The 23,756-nt window shown below is 43.2% G+C and carries 18 protein-coding genes; 8 read left to right on the top strand and 10 right to left on the bottom strand.

Annotated elements, in window-relative coordinates; genetic code table 11:
• Positions 1 to 59 precede the first annotated feature (59 nt).
• Positions 60 to 1,088, top strand: a complete 1,029-nt coding sequence (locus tag K5Q73_RS19130; protein WP_220759552.1) for an AraC family transcriptional regulator — start codon at positions 60 to 62, stop codon at positions 1,086 to 1,088.
• Positions 1,089 to 1,105: 17 nt separating this feature from the next.
• On the opposite strand, the gene K5Q73_RS19125 is transcribed toward K5Q73_RS19130, so the two are convergent.
• From K5Q73_RS19125 to K5Q73_RS19110, 4 genes are all read right to left on the bottom strand, one after another.
• Positions 1,106 to 2,278 carry an SO2930 family diheme c-type cytochrome gene (locus K5Q73_RS19125; RefSeq protein ID WP_220759554.1) on the bottom strand — a complete coding sequence of 391 codons (1,173 nt, stop codon included), beginning with the start codon at positions 2,276 to 2,278 and terminating at the stop codon, positions 1,106 to 1,108.
• Between the two features lie 110 nt (positions 2,279 to 2,388).
• Positions 2,389 to 5,043: a parallel beta-helix domain-containing protein gene (locus tag K5Q73_RS19120; protein ID WP_220759556.1), complete on the bottom strand. Its 2,655-nt coding sequence runs from the start codon at positions 5,041 to 5,043 to the stop codon at positions 2,389 to 2,391.
• A 350-nt stretch (positions 5,044 to 5,393) separates the two neighbouring features.
• Positions 5,394 to 6,512, bottom strand: a complete 1,119-nt coding sequence (locus tag K5Q73_RS19115) for a DUF481 domain-containing protein (protein WP_220759558.1) — start codon at positions 6,510 to 6,512, stop codon at positions 5,394 to 5,396.
• A 126-nt stretch (positions 6,513 to 6,638) separates the two neighbouring features.
• Positions 6,639 to 7,268, bottom strand: a complete 630-nt coding sequence (locus K5Q73_RS19110; RefSeq protein WP_259650710.1) for an arylesterase — start codon at positions 7,266 to 7,268, stop codon at positions 6,639 to 6,641.
• Between K5Q73_RS19110 and K5Q73_RS19105 the strand changes: the two genes are divergently transcribed.
• Positions 7,249 to 7,986: an ABC transporter ATP-binding protein gene (locus K5Q73_RS19105; RefSeq protein ID WP_220759560.1), complete on the top strand. Its 738-nt coding sequence runs from the start codon at positions 7,249 to 7,251 to the stop codon at positions 7,984 to 7,986. The two genes, K5Q73_RS19110 and K5Q73_RS19105, sit on opposite strands and share 20 nt — an antisense overlap.
• Positions 7,977 to 10,430, top strand: a complete 2,454-nt coding sequence (locus K5Q73_RS19100) for an ABC transporter permease (RefSeq protein WP_220759562.1) — start codon at positions 7,977 to 7,979, stop codon at positions 10,428 to 10,430. Before K5Q73_RS19105 ends, K5Q73_RS19100 begins: the two co-directional genes overlap by 10 nt.
• Before the next feature lie 67 nt (positions 10,431 to 10,497).
• Here K5Q73_RS19100 and K5Q73_RS19095 read toward each other — a convergent pair whose 3' ends face one another.
• Together K5Q73_RS19095 and folX are read right to left on the bottom strand one after the other, a co-directional pair.
• A complete protein-coding gene (locus K5Q73_RS19095) occupies positions 10,498 to 11,403 on the bottom strand; it encodes a TIGR01777 family oxidoreductase (protein WP_220759564.1) in 906 nt (301 codons plus the stop codon).
• Positions 11,404 to 11,468: 65 nt separating this feature from the next.
• Entirely contained in the window at positions 11,469 to 11,834 is a 366-nt protein-coding gene (gene folX / locus K5Q73_RS19090) for a dihydroneopterin triphosphate 2'-epimerase (RefSeq protein ID WP_220759566.1), read from the bottom strand.
• Between the two features lie 88 nt (positions 11,835 to 11,922).
• On the opposite strand from folX, the gene K5Q73_RS19085 reads away from it, so the two are divergent.
• A complete protein-coding gene (locus K5Q73_RS19085) occupies positions 11,923 to 13,056 on the top strand; it encodes an AI-2E family transporter (protein ID WP_220759568.1) in 1,134 nt (377 codons plus the stop codon).
• 22 nt (positions 13,057 to 13,078) lie between these two features.
• Positions 13,079 to 13,990, top strand: coding sequence for a class I SAM-dependent methyltransferase (locus tag K5Q73_RS19080; protein ID WP_220759570.1), 912 nt, complete (start codon positions 13,079 to 13,081; stop codon positions 13,988 to 13,990).
• 786 nt (positions 13,991 to 14,776) lie between these two features.
• Here the strand turns inward: K5Q73_RS19080 and K5Q73_RS19075 are convergent.
• Positions 14,777 to 15,238, bottom strand: coding sequence for a hypothetical protein (locus K5Q73_RS19075; RefSeq protein ID WP_374706887.1), 462 nt, complete (start codon positions 15,236 to 15,238; stop codon positions 14,777 to 14,779).
• Between the two features lie 709 nt (positions 15,239 to 15,947).
• Here K5Q73_RS19075 and K5Q73_RS19070 point away from each other — a divergent pair.
• Both K5Q73_RS19070 and K5Q73_RS19065 read left to right on the top strand, forming a co-directional pair.
• Positions 15,948 to 16,685: a LuxR C-terminal-related transcriptional regulator gene (locus K5Q73_RS19070; protein WP_220759574.1), complete on the top strand. Its 738-nt coding sequence runs from the start codon at positions 15,948 to 15,950 to the stop codon at positions 16,683 to 16,685.
• Positions 16,686 to 17,029: 344 nt separating this feature from the next.
• On the top strand, positions 17,030 to 18,769 hold the full coding sequence (locus K5Q73_RS19065) for a cytochrome c3 family protein (protein WP_220759576.1): 1,740 nt from the start codon (positions 17,030 to 17,032) through the stop codon (positions 18,767 to 18,769).
• 89 nt (positions 18,770 to 18,858) lie between these two features.
• Here the strand turns inward: K5Q73_RS19065 and pta are convergent, their stop codons facing one another.
• Both pta and ackA read right to left on the bottom strand, forming a co-directional pair.
• Positions 18,859 to 21,006 (bottom strand): phosphate acetyltransferase, encoded by a 2,148-nt coding sequence (pta, locus tag K5Q73_RS19060; protein ID WP_220759579.1) that lies wholly within the window; start codon positions 21,004 to 21,006, stop codon positions 18,859 to 18,861.
• Positions 21,007 to 21,109: 103 nt separating this feature from the next.
• Positions 21,110 to 22,306: an acetate kinase gene (ackA, locus tag K5Q73_RS19055; RefSeq protein ID WP_220759581.1), complete on the bottom strand. Its 1,197-nt coding sequence runs from the start codon at positions 22,304 to 22,306 to the stop codon at positions 21,110 to 21,112.
• A 195-nt stretch (positions 22,307 to 22,501) separates the two neighbouring features.
• Between ackA and yfbV the strand changes: the two genes are divergently transcribed.
• Positions 22,502 to 22,945: a terminus macrodomain insulation protein YfbV gene (gene yfbV / locus K5Q73_RS19050; RefSeq protein ID WP_220759583.1), complete on the top strand. Its 444-nt coding sequence runs from the start codon at positions 22,502 to 22,504 to the stop codon at positions 22,943 to 22,945.
• A 24-nt stretch (positions 22,946 to 22,969) separates the two neighbouring features.
• Here the strand turns inward: yfbV and pflA are convergent, their stop codons facing one another.
• Positions 22,970 to 23,710, bottom strand: a complete 741-nt coding sequence (pflA, locus tag K5Q73_RS19045; RefSeq protein ID WP_220759585.1) for a pyruvate formate lyase 1-activating protein — start codon at positions 23,708 to 23,710, stop codon at positions 22,970 to 22,972.
• Positions 23,711 to 23,756: the final 46 nt, after the last annotated feature.

Raw genomic sequence — 23,756 nt, 5'->3', positions numbered from 1 at the left:
ATTAATTCTTATTTAGATCCGCTAAAAATATTGTTACCTATCAACAGTTATCGAGTGTAATGCAACAAGCCTGTAGCTATAAACCGCATATGAGAGTCGGCGACCAATCCTATCCAGCCTATGAATTGAAAAATCTCATGGGTTACCTTAAGTCGCATTTTACCCATGAGCTTGTTGAGCAGCTTTATACCGATATTGGTATAGGCGAAGCAGAGCTCATGCTGAGCCAATATGTGTATGTGTGGCAGGTCGATTATGCCATGAGCTATATTCGTCAATTAACTCAAGATCCTGAAGTGGCAGCCAAGGCCGCGTCGGTGTATAGAGTTAATGATCTCGAACCCTTGTTACCTTACTTAGCTCAATTTAAGACGTTAGGTGAATGTTTACAGTTTGCCATTTCTCACCCTGAATTGGTGGGGAGTTTTTCCGACACGCTACTGAGAAATAGCGATGGCTACTTACACGTCAGGTGGTTAAACACCAATCGCGTTGATACTGAGCGCTACAGTAGCCAATTTCAGCATAGTGTTTGTTCACTGTTAGCCTTTGCTAAAGAACTGACAGGGGAAGTAATAAGCGTTTCACATATCGCCCTTGCTGAGCCTTATCGCGAAGCGAATTTTTTAACGCTGCAATCGGGGGCTGAACTTGTATTCGATGCGGAGTTTTTTGAATGGTCGATTGAGCACCGCTACCTAGCTTTACCCGTTACTTTTCAGTTTGATGGTGAGCAAGCCGAAGGTTGTATTGAGAATTCACGATCTTATATTGCAGAGCTATTGGCCATTCTACGGCAGCAAGCTCCATTATTACCAAACATGGAAGAGATGGCGGAATTACAAAATATTAGCGCGAGAACCCTAAGGCGTAAGTTGGCAGCAGCTAATACCAGTTACCAAAAGTTAGTGGATCAAGTACGTTGTCAGATGGCGATTGATTTGATTTTAACCAGCGACTATTCAATTGATGAAATTTCAGATCTGATGGGTTTTGGCGATGTTAGCCATTTTAGGCAGAGTTTTAAGCATTGGATTGGTCATCCACCTGGACATTTTCATCGACTTAATCGCCCTCTAACGAATTAAAGGGCGCAGTCATTACTTTATTGCTGACAATTACCAAGCTCTGGTGCCATTTCGTCAATCCATTGCTCTATGAGTGCGACGGCGTCGGTGTGGGCTATGCTACGGCCGATTGGCGGCATTCTATCTTTAGGTTCATTGAGCTCTTGTCTGTAGACCAGAATAGAGTGCTCTCCATCAGCAGGAATAATGTCATAGGACAGGCCCTTTGCGCCGCCATCCCAGCCTGGGGGTTGCTTACAAATACCATATTCAAAGCTGGTATGGTCGACGTAAAACCCCAGCCTTAAGCCTGAAATGCTGGCAAATCCTTGCGGGTTATGACAGTGGGCACAATTAATATCTAAATAACCCTTTGCCCTAGTCGTTAATGGCGCAGACTCATCGAAAATATCATAGGCTTTGCCAACTTGTTCAAGCTCTGGTAAGCCTGAGAGTAGACCGAGTTGCTGCCATAAGGTTAGCTGATTAATTTCACTGGCTTGGTAGGTGATGGGTCTATTGAGTAGGTGAGCCTTTAGGCCAATGGACTCAATACTACTGCTGGTATCTCCACCCGTTTGGTGGCATAGCTTACATTCAGCTCGACTGGGGACATGGTAATCAAAACTTTGGCTTTCGCCTTTGTGGTTAAGTGTATGAGGGATATCTTTACCTGCCACTTGCAATAATGCCTCGCCGTCTTGCCAGATGTAAGGCAAAGTTGTCCAGCCAGCCTCTCTGTGGATTAACAGTCGTGTTTCAATTAATACTTCATTGCCTGCACCCGTTACCTGAGTATCAAAAGGTAGAGAAAAGGTTTTAACTAATACCGTACCCACTGGCATATCGAAAGTACCTGTGGCGTCATAGCCAAGGGTTTTACCTTCAGGTACAAAGATAAATCTGTGTTTACTGGCGTAATTAGAAAAGAGTTGGGTTGATAACTGATACGAAAGGCCGGGGGCAATAGGTGAGTCAGTTGGAATGCTTGGGTCGACAAACAGCGCATACTGGGACAATGACTCACAGTCTTCATTCATAAGCGCGTCCCAGTTAACTTCGCTTGTACTTGTTTCACAGGCTGAGCTCGGTGCTGGGTCAGGAGTGGGATCAGGAGTAACGATAGGTGTTTCTGGCTCTAGAGTCACGTCATCAGAGCCACCACAACCGATTAACGGCATAAGTAGGGTAAGTAGAATTAATTTACGCATACAGCACCTACAGTTATTTTGGTTTGGTGTTAGAAAAAAGGCCGGGAGTGCCCGGCTTTTTTATCGATAAGAGCCCTAATGACTCTGAGTTTTTCTACTAGCTTTTGCTGCTAGTTTGAACAGCTTGCTTGAGGTAGACGCTTAATCCACTCGTTGATAAGGGCTACACCTTCTGCATGAGATAAGCTACGTCCGATCTCTGGCATTCTGTCACCTGGATCATTCGACTCCATTCTAAAGTGCAGAATCGACTCCTCAGGCTTACCCGGTACGATATCAAAACCGAGTGAACCGCCGCCGTAAGCGACAGGTGACTTACAAGTACCGTGAGATAGACCCGCATCTTCATCGTAGGCTCTCCAATACTCAAGCTTTAAGCCTGTGTTTGAAGCGTTACCTTCAGGGCGGTGACAGTGAGCACAGTTAATATCTAAGTATCCCTTAGCTGTTTTCATCAGATCTGCATCCGACATCATAGCGATATTAGCTTCATCACCATCGTTAAAGGCTGGAACTGCATCAACGTTTGCGAGCTCTGGTAGGCCTTGCAATATGCCTGCAGCTTGCCACTTAAGCAGCTGGTTCATAGTGCCATCACTATAGGTGTAATCTTTGTTTAGATTACGAGCCTTAGTGCCGATTGGTGCGAACTTAGCTGGGCTATCAGCATCAGGTTTTAACTGATGGCACTGTTTACACTGGTTCATGCTTGGCACGACATAGTCAAAGTCCATGTCTGTACCATTGTGCATAACGCTCTTGCCTTGAATCGCACCGGCCTTAGCTAAAACAGCATCAGATTTTTCAGCATTCCACACATATGGTAATGCAGTCCAACCAGTTTCACGCTTGATCAATAAACGGGTTTCAACTAGTTCCTCGTTCGCAATGCCACGTTTGCTGGTGTCAGCAGGGAGGGCGAAAGACTTAACGATAACGCTACCGACAGGGAACTCAAACGACTCGTTTTCTGAGTAATTTGCCTTCTGTCCTTCTGGTAGAAATACATAACGGTATTTACTTGAGTAATCGGTAAATAGCTGTGTATTCATATCGTAAGGCATACCACCTGAGTTTGGTGCATCAGCAGGGTTCTTCATGTCGGCAAATAGATTGTAGTCAGATAGGTTAGGGCAATTGGCTTTAAGTAGCGCGTCCCAAGAAGCATTAGATCCTTCAGCCTTACAAAGGCTTAAGTCGCCATCACCTTCTAGACCACCTTCGTTTTCACCTATGCTGCCACCACCGCCGACTTGGTTGCCACCATCACAGCCTTCGGTTTCATCATCGACGCCGCAACCGAAGATTTGATCTCCAAAGGTTACTGTGTGTACTGGCAGGCTAACCTGCTGGCAATCCATGATATCTTTTTGAGTCTTCTCTAATAGAAACTCGGGGTTGGCCATATCGGTGTTGTCATTTGCATACAGGCGACCAAATGACACATCACCGTTATTGCTGGCACAGATGTTATCACTGCCATCGGCTGCAAATGGAAGTTCCTGCAAGCCTAAATATGCCGCCGTGCCGTTATTCGACAGTAACTCACCTAAGCCATCGTACAGCACTCCAGGGAATTGACCGTGAGTAAACAAGTAGCCTTTAATGATGTCGTCAATCAGGTAGCCATTAGGCTTTTTGCCATATCCTTCAATCACATTATCGTGAATATAGATATTGCGTGGCGTGGGTCGCCAGCCATCTTCGATAGGTTGGCCGGGTTGACCATAGTTGGCAACAAAGGCCGAGATGTCTGGTTCGGCGATGAAGAAACTTGAGATAGTCACGCCCATAGTGTCGTGATCGGTGATTTCGTTGTTGAAGATCTCAACATCGTCAGTAGAAAGAATAATCATTCCCGTTCCTGGTGGAACGATATGTACACCAGCGGGGTTAGCTGATGCGTTAGCAAAGTTTTTAGTGTTGTTATCATAGATCTTGTTATTGAAGATACGTACGCTCGAGCCGTATCTGTGGTTACCAATAGGTAAATCGAATACTAAAATACCACCTGTGTTGCCCATGGCTTCGTTGTCATAGACATCGGCATACTTTGAGTTTTCAATCTCAATACCGGCAACGTTCTCTTTAGCAATATTACGGCGTACGACAATATATTCGGATTGACCTACGTAAATACCTGCATCGGCACTACCACGTACATAAGTATCTTCGATAAGAATGTTTTCACATTCAACTGGATAGAGTCCGTATGCACCGTTGCCTTCATCTAGCTCACCTTCCCAAACAGTGGCTACACGGCGAAGAATAATACCATTGGTATTTTTAAGCTTAATACCGTTGTTTTTCGCTTCATTGACCGACAGGTCTTGAATAATAATATTAAGAGCGTTCTGAACAAAAATACCGTCGCCCGAGTTAGCGTTAGAGAAGTCTAGAACTGTCTCTTCCATGCCATAACCCATGATCGTTACGTTTTTTGCGTAACTGCCGTCGCCGTCAACATCGCCATCAAATAGCAGTGTCGATGCAATTTCAAAGTTACCTTTTGGCAGTACAATAACATCGTCACTTTGTGCATTAATCAAGGCTTCTTGAATACGTATGGTTAAGTTTTCACCCGCTTCAATCATGATGGCACCATCAGGGAAGGCGGGGGTGGGTTCAGGTGTCGGCGTGACAACGACTGTGTCCTCTTCGACTACATTGGTGTCGTCATCGTCTGACGAACAAGCTCCTAGGCTTATTGCTACAGCGGTGGCTATCAAGGAAGGCATAAGCCATGAAGGTTTCTTGTTGAGCATAGCGTCTCCAAATTTATTTTTATTATGCGACTACTAGATTGCACTGGCGTACAAGATAAGCAATGTGAAATGTGGACAACAAATAATTAACATTGTGTTATCAATTGGTTTTTTGGAGAGGATTAAACGAAGCTGAATGGCTTAAGTATTGAAAAATAATGTGAACAGGGTCACATTCAAACGCTTGTATGGAATTGCACTGAATTAAAAAATCGTCTGAACTATTTACCGTCTAGTGACTGGTATAGTAGACATAAAAAATCCCTATCATGGTTAGTGATAGGGATCTTGTTCGATGATTAAAGTTTAGCTTATTTATCAGTGACTAAATTTGAGCTAAAGCCACAAAATTAAAGATCGATACCAAAACCAACAATGAACTGATAATCGTCTTGCTTAGGCATAAAGCCGCTAGAGTCTGGCTGTGGATTATTGATGCGATCCCAAACGACAGAAAGGTCTAAGTCAAACATGCTGGTTAACTCTATCTCTAGTGTTGCAATTGCATGGTGAGTATAGCCACCGGATTTGTCATTACCATACTGAATACGGTATAGGGTGTTGAAATCGATATCGCTGGTGATTTCGGTGTCATAAACGGTTTCTATCACCATTGCTGCACTACCGTCATCAGTTTTTTCGCCTTCAGCAACTTCGTCAAAACGCGTATAGGTGTATGCCGGACCGCCACTGATACTCCATTCTGTTTTTGAGTTATCTATGATGTTATAACCGAGACCCGAACCGAGTGTAGCTCGATAGGCGATGTTCGAGAAAGGATCCTTATAGACCTCGGCAAACACAGGTCTTAAGTAGAACTGTTTGGAGATAAACCAGTCAAAGTTAGTGTTGATACGGTGATTATTGATGCGGTTTTCGCCATCAGTCTTAGAGTAGTTACCGATATAATCTAAGTTAAAGCGCGACTCAGTGGTTCGACGAATGGTTTTAGCCAGTGCGCTGTAATCTATTTGATCAGTATTACCACTGCGAAAGTTGGCACCTAAGGTGATTTTACTCGACCAGTAATTGGCTTCTGATTGGTCGCCGGCAATTATCGTCATGATCTGGGAGTTATCGAACTCTTCGCCATTGATATACGATTTACCATTTTCTACTAATAGACGGCCTGTTTTGGTCGTAAGGTCGGTGAAACCAATGCTGACTAAACGGCTACTTTGCAGTACTTTTACGTCTTCCCAGTCGATATAGACAGTATCGAGTTCATCACTTTCAAACTCTAGCTTATCGTCATAAAGGTTTTTAATTTCGCCCTTTAATAGCTCAAGTGAAGTCAGTTGTAGCCAATCGTATTTTACATCTACTGGTGGGTAAAGATCTGCAGGTGTTACTGATTGCTGTGGAGTGACTGGTGTAGTCGTGATGTCTTCTGCTGAGAGTGCAGAGCCAGAATAAACAGCCGCGAGACAGCTCGCAGCGATAAGAGTATAGCGCATGTGGTATTCCATTTAGCTCTCCCCGAAGAAGCGATTTCATTGGCTGATTTTATTATTGAGCCTATCAGCTTGATTAAGGTAGAAACTTGCTCTTCAGAGGTCAAGTATTAAACAAGTGTACAATGATTTAGGGGACGATTATAAAGCCTGCTCAAACCATGGCAACATAAACTCGGCAATTGCCGGTTGCGCTTTTTGATTAGGGTGGATGCCATCTCTTTGCATTAAAGATGGATCTGTGACGATTTGCTCCATGAAAAATGGCATAAGGGTGACATCATGCTCTGCCGCGAGCTCTTTATAAACGCTACTAATTTGCGATGCGTATCTTGGGCCGTAATTTGGGGGCACCATGATTTCGCTAAGTAAGACTTTTACTTTTTGAGCCTTGGCAAGCTGGATAATTTTTGTAAGATTGTTTTTCAATTGTTTTGGCGGGAAACCACGTAAACCGTCGTTGCCTCCAAGTTCGACTAATAATAGCTCAGGCTGCGCCGAATCAAGCAGTGCGGGCAGTCTACGTAACCCGCCAGCCGAAGTTTCACCGCTCACCGAGCCATTAATAATGATCTGCTCAGGCATCTTTTCACGTAATAATTGTACCCAACCTTGATCTTCTGGCATGCCATAACTTGCACTTAGGCTATCACCTAGGATTAATATAGGGGCAGCACTCAGCCCAAAACTGCTGAAAACCAATAATAAAACCAAACCGCCGAGTCGGTTTTTGAAGTTGAAGAAGGATTCTATGTCTGAAAATAGCGCCATAACCGTAAGCCACCTAGTTAAATCAGTTGTTACTCAAGAGGGAGAACTGACTATCCTCAACGGCATTAATATGGATGTCAAGCAGGGAGAGAGTGTGGCGATCCTTGGGCCTTCCGGTTCAGGTAAATCGACCTTGCTTGGACTACTTGCTGCACTTGACTCGCCATCGAGCGGTTCGATAAAGCTCGATGGTGTTGCGTTAGAACAATTAAACGAAGAGTCGAAGGCTGCGCTGCGTAAACAAAAGGTCAGCTTTATCTTTCAGTCTTTTATGTTAGTCGATACGCTTAATGCACTTGAGAATGTGATGTTGCCTGCTGAACTTGCAGGTGTAGCTAAGGCAAAAGAAAAGGCTCAAGCTATGCTAGAGCGGGTGGGGTTAAACCACCGACTCAGCCATTTTCCTAACCAGTTGTCAGGCGGAGAGCAGCAAAGGGTCGCCATTGCTAGAGCCTTTATTTGCGAGCCTAAAGTGTTGTTTGCCGATGAGCCGACAGGGAATTTAGACTCGGCCAATAGCGATAAGATTGCCGACATGCTGTTTGAACTTAATCGTGAAAGTGATACGACTTTGGTGCTGGTCACCCATGATATGGAGTTAGCTAGTCGCTGCCAGCGTCAATTCATTATGGACTCAGGGTGTTTGAGCGAAAAACTCGATGCGACAAGTGCAAACACCGAAGAAGAGGTAACAGAAGAGGCTCGCGCATGGAGTTAAGTTTAGCTTGGCGACTGTTTAAAAGGGAGTTATCTCAAGGTCAGCTGTTATTGATCATTCTAGCTATTACCTTGGCGGTATTATCGGTAACAGGCCTTGCGAGTGTAAGTGAGCGCTTGCAGCTGGCAATAAATGGTCAGGCATCAAAGTTTATCGCTGCCGACCGAATCATCGACTCGCCAGAGAAGATAGATCCGCAAGTGTTAGCTGTGGCCGATACGCTTGGATTGTCGCGTGTTGGCAGTATGCAGTTTAACTCTATGGTGTACGCTGGCGATGAGTTTCAGTTAGTCACAGTTAGAGCGGTCGAGCAAGGCTATCCGCTTAAAGGCGATATTGAGCTTAGTGACGGCAAAGCACAGGGCTTACCCAAGGCCAATACCATCTGGTTCGAGACTCGCCTAGGAGGATTATTAGGCTACCCTGAAAAGATTGAACTGGGTAATGCCAACTTTGCTTTATCTCAGGAGATTATTCGCCTACCCGATGCTGGTTTTAATCCGTTTGCATCATCTCCCGTAGTGTTGATGCGCATCGAAGATGTGGAGAAAACTCAGGTAATTCAACCCGGCAGTCGTGTCACTTATCGATACCAGTTTACCGGTGATAGCCAGCAGCTAACGGCATTTGAGGCGCAAGCTAAACCACTGCTTAATACAAGCCAGCGCTGGGTTGATGTGCAATCTGGAGACTCGCCAATTGCAGAGGCGGTAAAGCGTGCAGAGCGCTTCTTATTGTTAGCCAGTTTGCTTGGCATTGCACTGGCCTGCGCCGCAATTGGTATCGCGGCTCAGCGTTATTGTCAGCGTCACTATGACGTAGTGGCCATGCTGAAAACCTTTGGTGCTTCGGCGAAGCAGATAAGAGTGTTGTTTGGCACGCATCTACTGCTCGTTACTGCGGTAGGCGTGGTACTAGGCTTAATCGGTGGTTTTGCTTTAGATTTAGGTATTACCGCGTTTTTACCTGCAGAAATTGCCGCATATTCGCCACCGATTATGCGACCTATTATGCTGGGCTTAGGCACAGGCTTTATTAGTGCGTTTATGTTCTCGGCCTATCCATTAATGCGCTTGTTAGCTATACCTCCGTTACGAGTGTTACAACGTCAGCTTGAGGGATTGCAGCTGGGCATGTGGTTGCACCTCATTTTGAGCCTGAGCGCGATGGCATTGCTTGGTTATTTGTACTCACAAAGCCTCGCATTGACTTTAACTGTTGTAGCCGCTGTTTTATTACTGGGCGTATTATTGAGTGTGCTCGGCTTCTTTATGATCCGTCTCGGTCATAGCGTCGGCATGAAAACCACCAATCCTTTGCAATTGGCGTTAGCGGGGCTGAGACGCCGAGCTAAGCAAAATGCGGTGCAGCTGGTGGGCTTTAGCAGTGCGTTAGTATTGCTGCTGACGATTTTGGCGTTAAGACAAGATTTGTTACTGGAGTGGCAAAAGCAGCTTCCTGAAAATTCACCCAACTACTTTTTAGTCAACATTGCACCAGAAGAAACGCTAACTATTAGTGACTTTTTAGCGCCTCATTTAAAGACTGCACCGGTTATTTATCCGGTAATTAGAGGCCGTTTAACGGCAATTAATAACCAAGTACTGATTTCAAGAGATCAAAAACAAGAGGGCATCGAGGGGCGAGTCGGGATCTCTCGCGAGTTAAATCTAACTTATCGTGACAGCATGCCGCCCAATAACGAGATCTTAGAGGGGACTTTCAATCAAGGTAAGTTTGATGTTTCGGTAGAGTCTGGCGTGGCCGAACGTTTAGAGTTATCGATTGGTGACAGCTTAACTTACACCATAGATAACCAATCGCTTACGGTTAATGTTGCCAGCATTCGTGCTGTTCACTGGGAAACGCTGCAGCCAAACTTCTTTATGATCTTTACTCAAGAAGCATTAGCGCCGTTTGCTTACACCTCTATGTCGAGTTTTCACTTAGATGACTCGCAGCGTGGATTGATTTTAGATTTAATTAAACAGTTCCCAACGGTATCGATTATTGATGTTGGGGCTATGGTGAGCCAGCTCAGGCAAATAATCGATCAGGTCTCACTATCGCTGTCTTTGGTGTTGGTGTTAGTGTTGCTTGCAAGTGCGCTCGTGATGATAGCGCAAACAGAAGCGGGGATGGCGACAAGACAAAGAGAGCTTGCAGTGCTCAGAACCTTTGGGGCCTCAGGTTGGCTGCTGCGTGCTGCAACAGGGCTAGAGTTTGCATTGTTAGGCACTATAGCGGGGATTTTGGCTGTGGTTGTGGCTGAGTTCACTTTATACTTGCTCAAAACTCAGGTGTTTGAACTTAACGTGTATATGCATTGGCCGTGGTGGGGAATCGCCCCGTTATGTGGCGGTTTGGTTGTTGCTACTTTAGGTATTTGGCGCTGTAGGCAATTGCTTAATAAGTCTTGTGGTGAGTTACTGAAATCGCATTAATATTTATTATATTTAAAGGGATAGCTAAGCTATCCCTTTTTTTGGGGTATTAAGGGGGGATAGGCATTTAGCCAAGAAGCTGTTTGAATGCAGCCTCAAGTTCTGGATATTGGAACTCGAATCCTGATGCTAAAGTACGCTTAGGCAAGACATATTGCCCCTCGATTAATAGACTCGACAGCTCACCGAGAATAAGCTTTAGGGCAAATGCAGGCACGGGAATAAAAGCGGGGCGGTTTAACGCATGCCCTAGAGCCTGAGTAAACAGACTATTGCTAATTGGGTTGGGGGCACAAGCGTTATAAACCCCTTCACAACTGGGGTGATTGAGTAAGTGGATGAAAAGGTTAACGAGATCGGATTGATGGATCCAGCTCATGCCCTGGTCGCCATCGGCAATGGGGCCGCCGAGCCCCAATTTAAATGCCGGAAGCATCTTAGCTAAGGCTCCGCCATGTGTGCCAAGTACCAGTCCAATACGAATGATACAAACACGAGTATGTTCGCTCTTTGCTTTTAATGCTCCATCTTCCCAGCGGTGACAAACTTGATGCGTAAACTCGCTCTTGTTTGCACGACTAGGCTGATAGCTTTCATCGACTGTATTTTGCAGTTGATTACCGTAATAACCTACCGCAGAGGCGCTAATAAGGGTAGGAGGTGGTGTGTTACTTTTTAGAAACAGTAAAGAAAGTTGCTCGGTGATCGACCAACGGCTTTCGCAGATAGCAAGTCTTTGCTTTCCGGTCCAACGTTTTGCAGCTATGGGCTCTCCAGCCAAATTAATAACCGCATCGAAGTTATCTAAGTTGTTGAGTTCATCTAATGAGCTCAGATAGTGATGCCTAGCGCCCAGTTTGATGGACGCATGCAGCGGATCACGGCTGAGAATGGTTAATTGATGTTTTGCTGCTAAGGCGCTGACTAATTGCGTACCGATAAAACCACTGGCGCCGGTCATTAATATTTTCATAGTAAAATCTCAGACTTTAAAATTAATTAGCTGATTATCAATACGCTACAGTGCCTAGGTTAGATCTACTGTTTTTGGTAACAAAGCTCCAAAGATACAGAATCTGCGAACCGCAGCGCGTGTGGCTTGTCAATTTCGACTTTGGCAAAATCAACCCAAGGGTGTTCACTGGCTATCTCCAATACTTGGCCAGTCAGGTTCTCAAGTAAAGAAAAGCGGTTGTTTTCAACTAAAGCAATGATCTTTTTCGTAATCGTGCGATAATTCAAGGCATCATCCATATTGTCACTGTTTCTGGCCTTATCTGCGCAGTAATGAATAACAGTATTTATGGTGACATCTTGCTTATTTTGTATTTCGTCTTCTTTGATCCCAATATAGGTGCGTAGCCTAAGGTTTTTTATACGGATCACGGCGATTTCTGGTTTCATATAAAACGATGTCCCTATTGCAGTGTATGTAGAAGCAGTTTATATAACCCTATCAATATTATAGTGAATCAAGAAGGATTTTATTGTAATGAGACGATTTGAAAGTCAAGGCGTAGCCTTTAAAGGCTTCGCTATTTCAGCGTTCATCGTTGTTATTTTAGCGGGAATTAAAGCCGCTAGCCCGATAGTTGTACCTTTTGTACTGTCAGTGTTTATTGCGGTGATCTGTAATCCGATGATCAGTTGGATGACGCGTCACCGTGCGCCCCGTGGTTTGGCCGTGCTGTTGCTGATGGTCTTCATCGTGTTGATGGGGCTATGGCTAGCCTCGGTGGTGGGAACCTCGATAAACGAGTTTTCAAAGCAGCTACCTCTGTATCGCGATCAGTTAATTGAGCAGTTTTCCTGGGTGGTTGAGAAGCTAGCGGCGTTTAATATTCAAATTTCAAAAGAGCAGATCTTGGCTTATTTTGATCCTGGCGTAGCCTTGTCAATGACAACTAACATGTTGTCTGGCGTGGGTAGCGTGATGGCGAACTTATTCTTAATTATTTTGACCGTAGTCTTTATCCTATTTGAATCGAATGGCTTTTCGACCAAGATGCACTTAGCGTTAGACGATCCTGATATGCGCTTAAAGCAGGTTGACCGGTTCTTAAATTCTGTTAATCAATATATGGTGATTAAGACGTTAGTCAGCTTAGCCACTGGCCTTATTATTGGTGTCGGTCTCTACTTTATCGGTGTCGATTATGCCTTGTTATGGGGCGTTATCGCATTCTTGTTTAACTATATTCCTAATATTGGTTCTATTATTGCGGCAATTCCGTCGGTACTGTTGGCGTTTATCCAATTAGGCCCAGGTGCTGCTGGTGGAGTTGCCCTGTTGTACTTAGGTACAAATATGGTGATGGGCAATGCGGTTGAACCTCGCTATATGGGTAAAGGTTTAGGCCTGTCTACCTTAGTGGTATTTTTATCATTAATCTTCTGGGGCTGGTTATTGGGCTCTGTAGGCATGTTGTTATCGGTGCCATTGACTATGATCGTTAAAATAGCCTTAGAATCTAGCTCTGGCGGTCGTTGGTTAGCTGTATTGCTTGGAGACGATGTATCTGAAGAACAGTTACAAGTAGCGAAAGTTATCGCTAATGCTCCTGTGGAGAATATGCAGCTAGAAAACTCTGAATTAGAGCATCCACATCAAGACAGAAATTCGTGAAAAATAGTGAAAAGTGAGTTTGATGCAGTTATTTATTGAAGCAGTAAAGCAAGTTCAGTTATCAGAAGACGTAGGGCGATTATTTCATGGTCGAGGAGGGCGCTTTCAGGGTTGTGAGCATCTTTGTCTCGATTGGTTTTCGCCTGTTTTACTGTTAACCAGTTTTAAAGTATTAGAAAGTGATGAGCTAGATACCTTGTGTACGGCTATTGAACAACGTTGGCTTGAGCTTAGAGGCGATGAGCCACTCAATCTTGTGTTTCAATATCGTCGTGGCGGTGAAACTCACACTGAAATCCTTAAAGGTGGAGTTCCAGAAAAGCATATCGTAACTGAAAACGGTGCTTGTTTTCAGGTGCATCTGTTGCGCGGTCAAAACCACGGCTTGTTCCTAGATATGGCAAACGGTCGTCAATGGGTACGTCAACACAGTGCGCAGAAGAAAGTACTGAACCTATTTGCCTATACTTGTGGTTTTTCGGTCGCAGCCTTGCAAGGTAAAGCAGATGAAGTTGTGAATATTGATATGAGTAAAGGTGCGCTGTCTATTGGCAAGCAAAACCTTATACTCAACGATTTCAAAGCCGGTGCACGTTTTCTTGGCCATGACATCTTTAAATCGTGGGGTAAGCTAACAAAGTTAGGCCCTTACGATTTGATTATTGCCGATCCGCCAAGCAACCAAAAGGGCAGCTTTGTTGCGACTAAGGACTATGCTCGCTTGTTAAAAAGGCTTCCAGAGCTATTAAGTGATGACGGCGATATGCTGCTTTGTTTAAATGCACCAGAGCTGAGTATCGAATTCTTAATGGATCAGGTTAACGAATACAGCCCAAGCCTAGTGTTTTGTGAGCAACTAGAAAACCCTGCTGTGTTTGCAGACGTGGATCCTAACAAAGCCCTTAAGGTGCTGCGGTATAGAAAGCAGTGCTAGTCAATTAAGCTGAGGTTTTGAGGCCAAACATGATGTTTGGCCTTTTTTATGGCTTAACTATTTGGTTTAACTATTAAATTATAATTATATTGCTCTACTTTTATGCATTGCTTGATGAGTTCATTTTAGAGATGACTTTTGATTTTAGAGGGAGAGTAGAGGCGAGTTGAGGGGAAAACGAGAGGCATTAAGCAAAATCATCGTATCTTATAGGTATATTATTTCGTCGTTAAAAAATCCCTGTTAATCACTTTTTTGAATTAAAAACTGAAAGTCTTTCACTTTTGGTGACGATTGGTGGACGTTTTTAATGCTTTTGTGTGAGCTTAAGCCTTTTTTTGCATCGATTTGTGAAAGTTTTTTGTAAGTCGATAAGCAAAGCTGTTATAATCGCCGTTAAAGACAATGCATAATTGGCATGTTTTTAAAAAAGGCAAAATGTCACACTATTGATGGCATGCCTTTGTACCCTACACCTTAATCAAAGATCCGGAGTCGTTATGGAAATTCAGGAATATGAAGGCGCATATTACCAACTACAAGATGAGATGTTAGAGTCTCTACCAGTTGAAATGGATGAAGAAGCGTTTTTAGATTAAGGAAAATCGCTTAAAGCCAGCAGTCGATACTGGTTTTAAAACCAAAATAGCAACCACTAGGTTGCTATTTTTTGTTATCTGGCATGATATAGCCTTCAATAGCCACTGTCATTTATCGCGATTTATCATTAAAAGTGGTCAGCAGCTATAGATTGAAGCTGTTAAAGCTTATCGTTACTTTAAACTACTAACCATTTACCTGCCGCTTTTCAGGCATGATCTCTACTATTATCCAATTTCCATTCTGCTTGTGTAATCGTAGGGTTCGATCATCTATCCAATCCTGACCACCGCGACTTCCTTTGATTTTGACAATGACGGTCACGTCATCGGTAAACTTTCGAAAGAAATCGATATCAACCTCATCTACTTCAAGTTCAACATCAGTCATCGATAGATTGAGTACATAACGTTGTACCGATGCGGCTATATAATAGTGGCCTAAGATCTCTTTGAGTGAATCATCGACATAGAGTTTGGCTTTTTCGACATCTCTATCAACATAAATTGCATTTAAAAAGCCTAGAGAGGTTAATTCTGGCGTGCGAAGGGTTGCTGTATCAGAATTCTTAGGATCATCGCTATGTTGCTCTGAGGGGCTACAAGCGGCTAGGCTTAAGAGGGCTGCTGCAAAAAATACAGATTTAATCATAATATCGAAGATAATGAATTTTGTGCAGTATTACGATTCCTGTGCATTAACGCAAGATTTTCATTTTGATCGGACGAAAAGCTTGACCTAGAGAAGGATCTAAGGCATATCTGTATGAATAACTAAATTATGTTATCCACAGAATCTGTGGACAAGTATGTTGATGACTATTTTCAACTTCTGTAAGCCTATAAAATATAAGAAGTAAATTGGCTGGTTATTTTTTGACTCATTTATCCGTGATAGTGTTTCTTCCATAATTTATCCCCATTTTGTTTCAGTATGATGCTCGGTAAAGATCTAGCGATCCTCTCTGGCTACTCATACCAATCAGTATAAAGATTTGGTCGTCATTCTGGAGCGTTTTTGGCTGCTATCTTCTGCGTTGAATAACCACACAAGGGAACAAGCATTCTTTCAGTTATTCTCCTTGAATTAGTTTGCCAAAAAATGCTTTGAGTAAAGCAACTGCTTAAACAGAACGGTATTACATTAAAGCTAACTTATAAAGAATATTTTCATATTCAGGTATTTTAAATATAGTTTAACAGATGTGTTTTTTATTATTATATTTTCTCATGCAGTCTGGTTTATCAGTTTTAATATCTTTGAGTCTTACCTCACATAATTATATCACTACTTTGTCTTTACTCTTTATATGCGATATTAACATGTAAGGTTTGATTCTATGTGGTGAATGGTTTTGATGGATAATAAAAAACAAGATAAATGCATCTTTAAACCTTGTTTGGAACTAAATGATTTAGCAAATGAGTTAGGCTTTCTTGCAGCAATATACTTTGTTGACTTAGAGCCGGGAACATTTTGTACTGAGAGTAAACGTGGTGTTCAAGGTGGCTATAAGAAGCTTAATGTTGTTGTTCACTCTGACCAAATAGTTAAACAGTATTGTGATGAATATTGGCGTAAATATGTGAAGGAAGATCCATATTTTTTGCAGTCTAAAAAGTTACACTCTTATTTATGGCCATATGAAACGGGTCACTTGCCTCAGCCAAAAATATTGCAGATGATGCAAGTGTTTGGCTACAGAAGTAAGTTGTCAATATGTTTCCCTTTGTATTCTAATAATTCAGTAAGAGGTTGGTTTATATTGCTTTCTGACCGCACTGAATTAGAAAATAAAGAATGGTATTTACGGTTCCAGTCGCAAATTGAAAGGCGCTTAAAAGAGTTTCACCTTGAAGCAATTGATCTATGTTCGGAGCAAGTTTTTCCATATCAAGAGCTAGGAGTTGTGACAAAGAAAGGTCGCAGCGTTTTATCATTAATCGCAGAAGGCTATACGCGAACTCAAGTATCTGAAATGTTATTTATGTCTGAACGAGGAGTTGATTATCATATTGACAAGTTAAAGTTGACGTTTGATTGCAGTAATGTCACATCATTAATCGCAAAGTCTGTAAGGCTTAAAGTTATTTAAAATTTAGGTGGGAATGAGAGTGAATAAGATTTATCAATCCAACGCCAGAGCTTGGGTTGAGTTTTATTAAAATTATTATAGTAAGCAGTATTTGTAATGTGTAAATAAAGTATTGTTGTTTTCTTTATGTTTGTCACTGTGATATGTCATAGTTTTTTTACTTGGTTGGAATTTATCCTAGTTTGTCACGCCATCTGTGATTTTATGTTGTTAATCACAAGAATAGATGCTTATTGAAGCTCTATGAGATCTCCTAAATATCCAGAATTAATAGTTGCTTATTATGCGTCTTGTTCTCTGAATGAGAAACAACAATAAGCGTTATATTAAAACGTTGGAGATGAATGATGAAATTTAGAAAACTTGGCTTAGCATCACTATTAAGTGTGATGTTTGGCTCTTTAGTCGTAGGCTGTGGCAGCGATTCAGATAGTGATTCAGACAATAGTGGAGCGGTAACGCCCCCGGATGCGTCTCAAGACCATCCGCATCCTCATGTTTTTGGTAAAGTTCAAAATAGTAATTTAGAAAAGGCAACATTCCACCTTTATTGGGGGATACCTAAGCCAACACCGACAGATTTACCTATTCAAATCACAGGTGCAGAGGTGATTGATTGGCTTGACCGTAATTATGGTGGTGAGGCAATCATTAACCAGCATAAGAAAGTATGGAAAAAAGGCAATTTTTCTACATTTGATGTTGCAGCTTATGCTGCTGATGAGTTGTCTGAGCGGGTTTGTCATCAATGGAAGGGAACAAAGGATTGTGATTTAGAGTTTTCTTTTACATGGAACCCTGCACGCCAAACTCATGACTTGGTCGTTAATGGTGAAAATAACTGGAATCATAGTTATTGGTATTGGTCTGGGGATGATGGTGATCATGGTGGTTTACAGAATTTAGAATATTTTGGCCAAATTCGCATGGATGAAACGAGATCTGATGACAAGATCAACATTGGTATTCATCCAGTCGATGATCTTGAGCAACATATTACCGCACAAAAAACGGAAGTGGCTCGTTTAGAGGCTAACGGCGGGCAAGTGATTATTCCACTCATCAATGTCCAGACCAAGTGGCGTAATGATCCTAATGTAGATTTTAAACAGTGGTATATCACTGGAACAGACTGCGCTGGTAACCCATCAAACTACTGTTTCTCGCCTGATGAAAGCTTAGCCATGATTGATGCAAATGGTAAGCCTATGTCTCATATGGGCAAGGTTGATGAAGAGGGCAATTTCAGCAGCTGTGGTATCACAGGCGGTAAGTGTAATGACAAACGTTATGACTACACAATTAAGAACCTTAAGGTGAAGGCTCATAATATTCGTCCAGATATTTATTATGATGGCGTGATCACCATGGCAGACGTGTTGTTATCACTTAACGATCATGAAGATCATAACGGCAAGCACAGTGGAACGATGAATTTCTGGCCGATTTTGGCAACGGAATCTAACCCAGAAAGTTTTGCTTTTGAATCACTCGATGGACTATATGCTTCAGGTAATCATGGTTGGTTATTTGATTGGGGTGAAGTGAATAACTCGCATTTCTACTTCGACTCACCACACATAATGCCGGATAAAGTGGTACTTGGTAGCCCTGAGTTGATTAAGTGGCGTTATGCGTCGTTCTATGATTCGTATGGCGAGTGGCAAAAGTTCATGGCCTATGACTTGAACGACCCATATAAGAATACTCGACATAATGTGAAAACCGCTGAGTGGCCACTTGATGCGAGCCATTTTGGTTGGAAGGTCGCTGACTGTGCTCAGTGTCATACTACTGCAGATATGGATTTTGAGTGTACTAAGCAGCTAGACGAGCCTGGATTACTTGAACCAGCTAAATGCGCTGAGTGTCATGGTGCTAACGGTGCTCGTGATGGCCATTTAGAAAAAGCAATGTGCGTACGCTGTCATATTGATCTTGTTGGCCATGGTGATGCGCTGACAAACAAGCAGGTTCATCCATTTGGCGAATTTGGCAGTGGTCTAAGTAAGACAATGTCAGATCCATACTCATGTGTGAGTTGTCATCAAAATGAGCATGATGTATTGGTTGGCGGTAAGTAATCGCTTCATTTCGTTTAATTAAAAGTATCTAAAACAAAAAAGCCTGCAGATGCAGGCTTTTTTATTCAAGTGCTAAAACAAACAGCTAATTAAGCTTGTTCGTTTTGTGCCGCTTGAATCGCTGTTAGAGCGATAGTGTAAACGATATCGTCTACTAGCGCGCCGCGTGAAAGATCGTTCACTGGCTTACGCATGCCTTGCAGCATTGGGCCAATAGAGATCAAGTCAGCACTACGTTGTACCGCTTTGTATGTTGTATTACCCGTGTTTAGATCTGGGAATACGAATACAGTCGCTTGACCAGCAACAGGGCTGTTAGGCGCTTTAGAACGTGCAACGTTTGGCATAACTGCCGCATCGTACTGTAGTGGACCGTCGATCATTAGATCTGGACGTCTTTCTTGAGCAATACGAGTCGCTTCACGTACTTTATCAACATCAGAACCTGTACCTGAACTACCGGTAGAGTAACTGATCATTGCAACGCGTGGCTCAATACCGAATGCAATTGCAGATTCTGCAGATTGAATCGCGATATCAGCTAACTGCTCAGCGGTTGGATCTGGGTTAATCGCACAGTCACCGTAGATGTATACTTGATCAGGCATAAGCATGAAGAAGATTGAAGATACTAGGTTTGAACCTGGCGCAGTTTTGATCAACTGTAGTGGTGGACGAATTGTGTTAGCTGTGGTGTTAACCGCACCAGAAACAATACCGTCTACTTCGCCTTGAGCAAGCATCATAGTACCCAGTACCATGTTGTCTTCTAATTGCTCTTTAGCAACAACTTCAGTTAGGCCTTTGCCACGACGTAGTTCAACCATAGCTTCAACATAACGGCTACGTGATGTTTCAGGATCAACGATTTCTACGCCGTCACCTAATACAACACCTTGCTGGCTAGCAATACGTTCGATCTCTTCGCGGTTACCTAAAAGAACACAACGAGCGATACCACGTTCAGCACAAATAGCTGCAGCTTCGATTGTTCTAGGCTCATCACCTTCTGGTAGCACAACAGTCTTACGCGCTGCACGAGCAAGTTCGGTTAGCTTGTAACGGAATGCTGGTGGTGATAAACGGTGCTCACGTGGAGAGTTCTTAGTGATACTCTCAACCCAGTTTTGGTCGATGTGGCTTGCAACGTATTCTTGAACTTGTTCAATACGTACCGCGTCATCTACAGGCACTTCGTGATCGAAACGCTGGATGTTTAGGGCTGTTTGCCAAGTGTTAGTATCGATTAAGAATACTGGTAGGCCAGTTTCAAAAGCTTGTTCACAAAGCTCCATGATCTGTGGCTCTGGCTCATAACCGCCTGTGAGTAGTAGTGCGCCAACTTTTACGCCATTCATAGATGCAAGACATGCAGATACGATAACGTCTGAGCGGTCGCCTGAAGTCACAAGTAGTGAGTCAGTTTTAATATGGGTAACCATATTCGGGATGCTACGTGCACAGAAAGTCACTTTACGCATACGGCGAGTGTTCATCTCACCAGCGTTGATGATTTTAGCGCTTAAGTGCTTAGCAAGATCTGATGCACGTGGGGCAACAAGATCTAGGTTGTAAGGCACGCTACCTAAAATACGTAGTGGGCTCTTACCTGGAAGTTGGAACATACTTGCTGCGTCTGGACGCGGCATTTCGTCATGATCAAATACTTCTGATAGGTCAGGGCGCGCGCGACCTTCGTCATCAACTGGTGCGCCAATTTTATTGACGATAGCACCAATTAGACGCTTGTTTTCAGATCCACCCCAAGAGTTATGAGAAATCTCTAGGCGGTTCATTAATGCTGTAGCGCTTTCGTTGCCAGGTGTTGCAACAAAAATGATGTCTGCATCAAGTGCTTTAGCGATTGCGTGGTTAACATCGCTAGAGAAAGGGTGATTACGAGTTTGTACCAAACCTTCAACGATCAAGGTTTCTGTATCATCAGCACATTCTGTTGCACGAGCAATGATCTGCTCCATCAACACGTCAGTTTGGTCTGCACGAATTAGCTTTTCTGCATGTTCCATCTCGAATGGCTCGAGTGGATTAACAGTTGGAGACTTGCTCAGAATAGTCGTAGAGCGCTCTGGACCATTGTCGTTTGGACGCTGTTGGGCGATAGGCTTGAAAAAGCGAACTTTAACGCCATGGCGTTCAAGTGCACGAACCATACCTAGGCTGATGGAAGTTAAACCAACGCCGGTACCCACTGGAATGAGCATAATGTTACGAGACATATTGACCTCTTGAAACTCGGTGATGCCATACAAAGTATGACTAAAATCTTTTACTGCGCTAACTACGGCTAATACAAGGTATTAGCCGTATTTTTTTTCTTTATTACTTGATTAGCTCGATTGCGTCTTGCGCAATAACCCACTCTTCATTAGTAGGGATAACCATAGCAACAGTACCTTCGTCAGTCGTGATCTGACCACCGTTACCAAAGCGAGCAGCAGCGTTACGCTCTTTATCAACGTTGAAGTTGAAGATTGCTAGAGAGTTAAGTACTTTCTCACGGATTAGGTCAGAGTTTTCACCGATACCACCAGTGAATACTACAGCGTCTAGACGCTCTAGTGGCACAGTGTAAGAAGCGATGTACTTAGCTAGACGGTAGCAGAAGATTTCTAGTGCTAAAGTTGCGCCTTTATGACCGCTTTCAAAACCTTCTTCGATGCCGCGGCAATCGTTAGTTAGTTCTGAAATGCCTAGCAGACCACTTTGCTTGTTAAGTACAGACTCAACTTCATCAAGTGTGTAACCTAAACGGTTAACTAGGTGGAAGATAACTGAAGGATCAACGTCACCACAACGTGTACCCATTACCAAACCTTCTAGTGGAGTAAGACCCATAGAAGTATCTACACTCTTACCGCCTTTGATAGCAGTAACAGATGCGCCGTTACCTAAGTGAGCACAAATGATGTTTGTGTCAGCTTCGTCTTTACCTAGTGCAGCAGCAGCTTCGCGGCTGATGAATAGGTGGCTAGTACCGTGCATGCCATAACGACGAATAGCGTTTTCGCGGTATAGCTTGTATGGAAGTGCGTAGATGTATGCTTTTTCAGGCATAGTCTGGTGGAACGCAGTATCAAACACAGCTACTTGTGGTAGTGATGGGAAAGATGCTTGTGCAGCACGAATACCAATCAGGTGAGCCGGGTTGTGAAGCGGTGCTAAAGTTGCACAATCTTCGATACCGTGAATAACTGATTCGTCAATGATTACTGAGCGAGTGAATTTCTCACCGCCGTGTACAACACGGTGACCAATTGCTTGGATCTCTGCAGCGATTTCTGGGTGAGCACCTAGAATGTCGTTAACAATGTATTCAACAGCTTCTCTGTGAGCAGTGAAAGCACCTAGGCTAGCTTCACTTTTCTGGCCGTTAACTTTCCATTTGATTCTTGAATCTTCAAGACCAAAACACTCAGCTAGACCTGAAATTTGGTCATCGCCAGTTAGCGCATCAATAACTGCAAACTTTAGAGATGAACTACCACAGTTAAGTACCAGTACCAGTTTGTTTGACATGTTTAAACCTTTCGCAATAAATGGTGAAGTCGTTTGACTTACCGAATAACAAAACTTCTTATGGCAACTATAGCCGAAGTCGTAAAGTATGCTCTTTAAAGGAGCAAAATTTGTTTCTTACTCAGCGCTAGCCCTTGGGGCAAGCTGGATGTTTATGCTAAAGTTAGGCTGTATTATTATTTATAGGTGCCATCTTTGAGCATTCAAGTTCTCAAAACCTTAGGTGAAGGTCGTCGTTATATGAAGACCTGGCCAATGGTTCGACAACTCAGTTTTTACTTTCCTGAGTATCGCGTTATGCGAGCCACTAAACTTGCGCTACCGTTAATGCCACTTTTGGGTTTATTAGCGGCTGCAAGCCAGTTGTATCTGCATGGCTGGAGTTATTTACCCCAGGCGATAACTATCGCTTTATTCTTTATTAGCTTGCCTATTCAAGGCTTACTTTGGTTAGGTTGGCGTTCTCGCCATCCATTGCCACTTTCATTACTTGATTGGGGCAACCAATTGTCGACAAAATTAATCCAATTGGGGGTTAATTGCCGACCGCTTGGCGCTAAAGCGTGTTATTTCGATATGGCGCTAATATTAAAAGCAGCATTCGAGCGTTTAGACGCAAGCTACTGGGAAGAGCTTTAGCACTTCCCGTTTTCCCCGCAATAATTAATAAACTGCGTTAATACCTAAATTGGTAAAAGTCTGTTTTATCTGTTCCATGGTTTCAGTGCTTGGTGGAGAAATATCATTAAGTTCGTATTTCTGTCCCATTGCTTCCCACTTATGCTTACCTAGCTCGTGATAAGGGAGTAACTCAACCTTTTCCACGTTAGTCATAGGCTGAATAAATTCAGCTAACGCTTGAGCTGAAGGTATATCGTCGGTATAGCCACCGACAACCACATAGCGAATCCAGGTTTTTTGCCCACGCTTGTGCAGGTATTCTGCAAACTGCAACGTGCGCTGGTTGCTGACATTTGTCAGATCGATATGCTTTGCATCATCAATCTGCTTGATATCTAGCATCACCAAATCTGTGTTATCGAGTAACTCATCGATAATAGGTGTGTGTTTGCGAACAAAACCGTTGGTATCAAGACAAGTATGAATACCTTCTTTCTTACAGGCTTTGAAAAGTTCAGCTACGAAGTCAGCTTGTAAAATTGCTTCTCCGCCGCTTGCGGTCACACCACCGCCACTGGCTTCAAGAAAAGGTCGATAACTAATGATTTGACTCATTAAGTCATCGACTTTCATTTCTTTACCACCGTGTAAGTCCCAAGTGTCGCGGTTATGGCAGTATAGACAGCGCATTAAGCAGCCTTGCATAAAGGTGATAAACCGAATGCCTGGACCATCTACTGTTCCAAAAGATTCTATTGAATGAATCCGACCGATAACTGCCATCTATACTCCTGTGTAGCTGATGCAGGCATAGCCTAGCATCAGCTCA

This window comes from Shewanella sp. MBTL60-112-B2, from assembly GCF_019655055.1.
GTDB lineage: Bacteria > Pseudomonadota > Gammaproteobacteria > Enterobacterales > Shewanellaceae > Shewanella.
The sequence above is the reverse complement of the archived record's forward strand: the minus strand, read 5'-3'. Positions and strand labels throughout refer to the sequence as shown.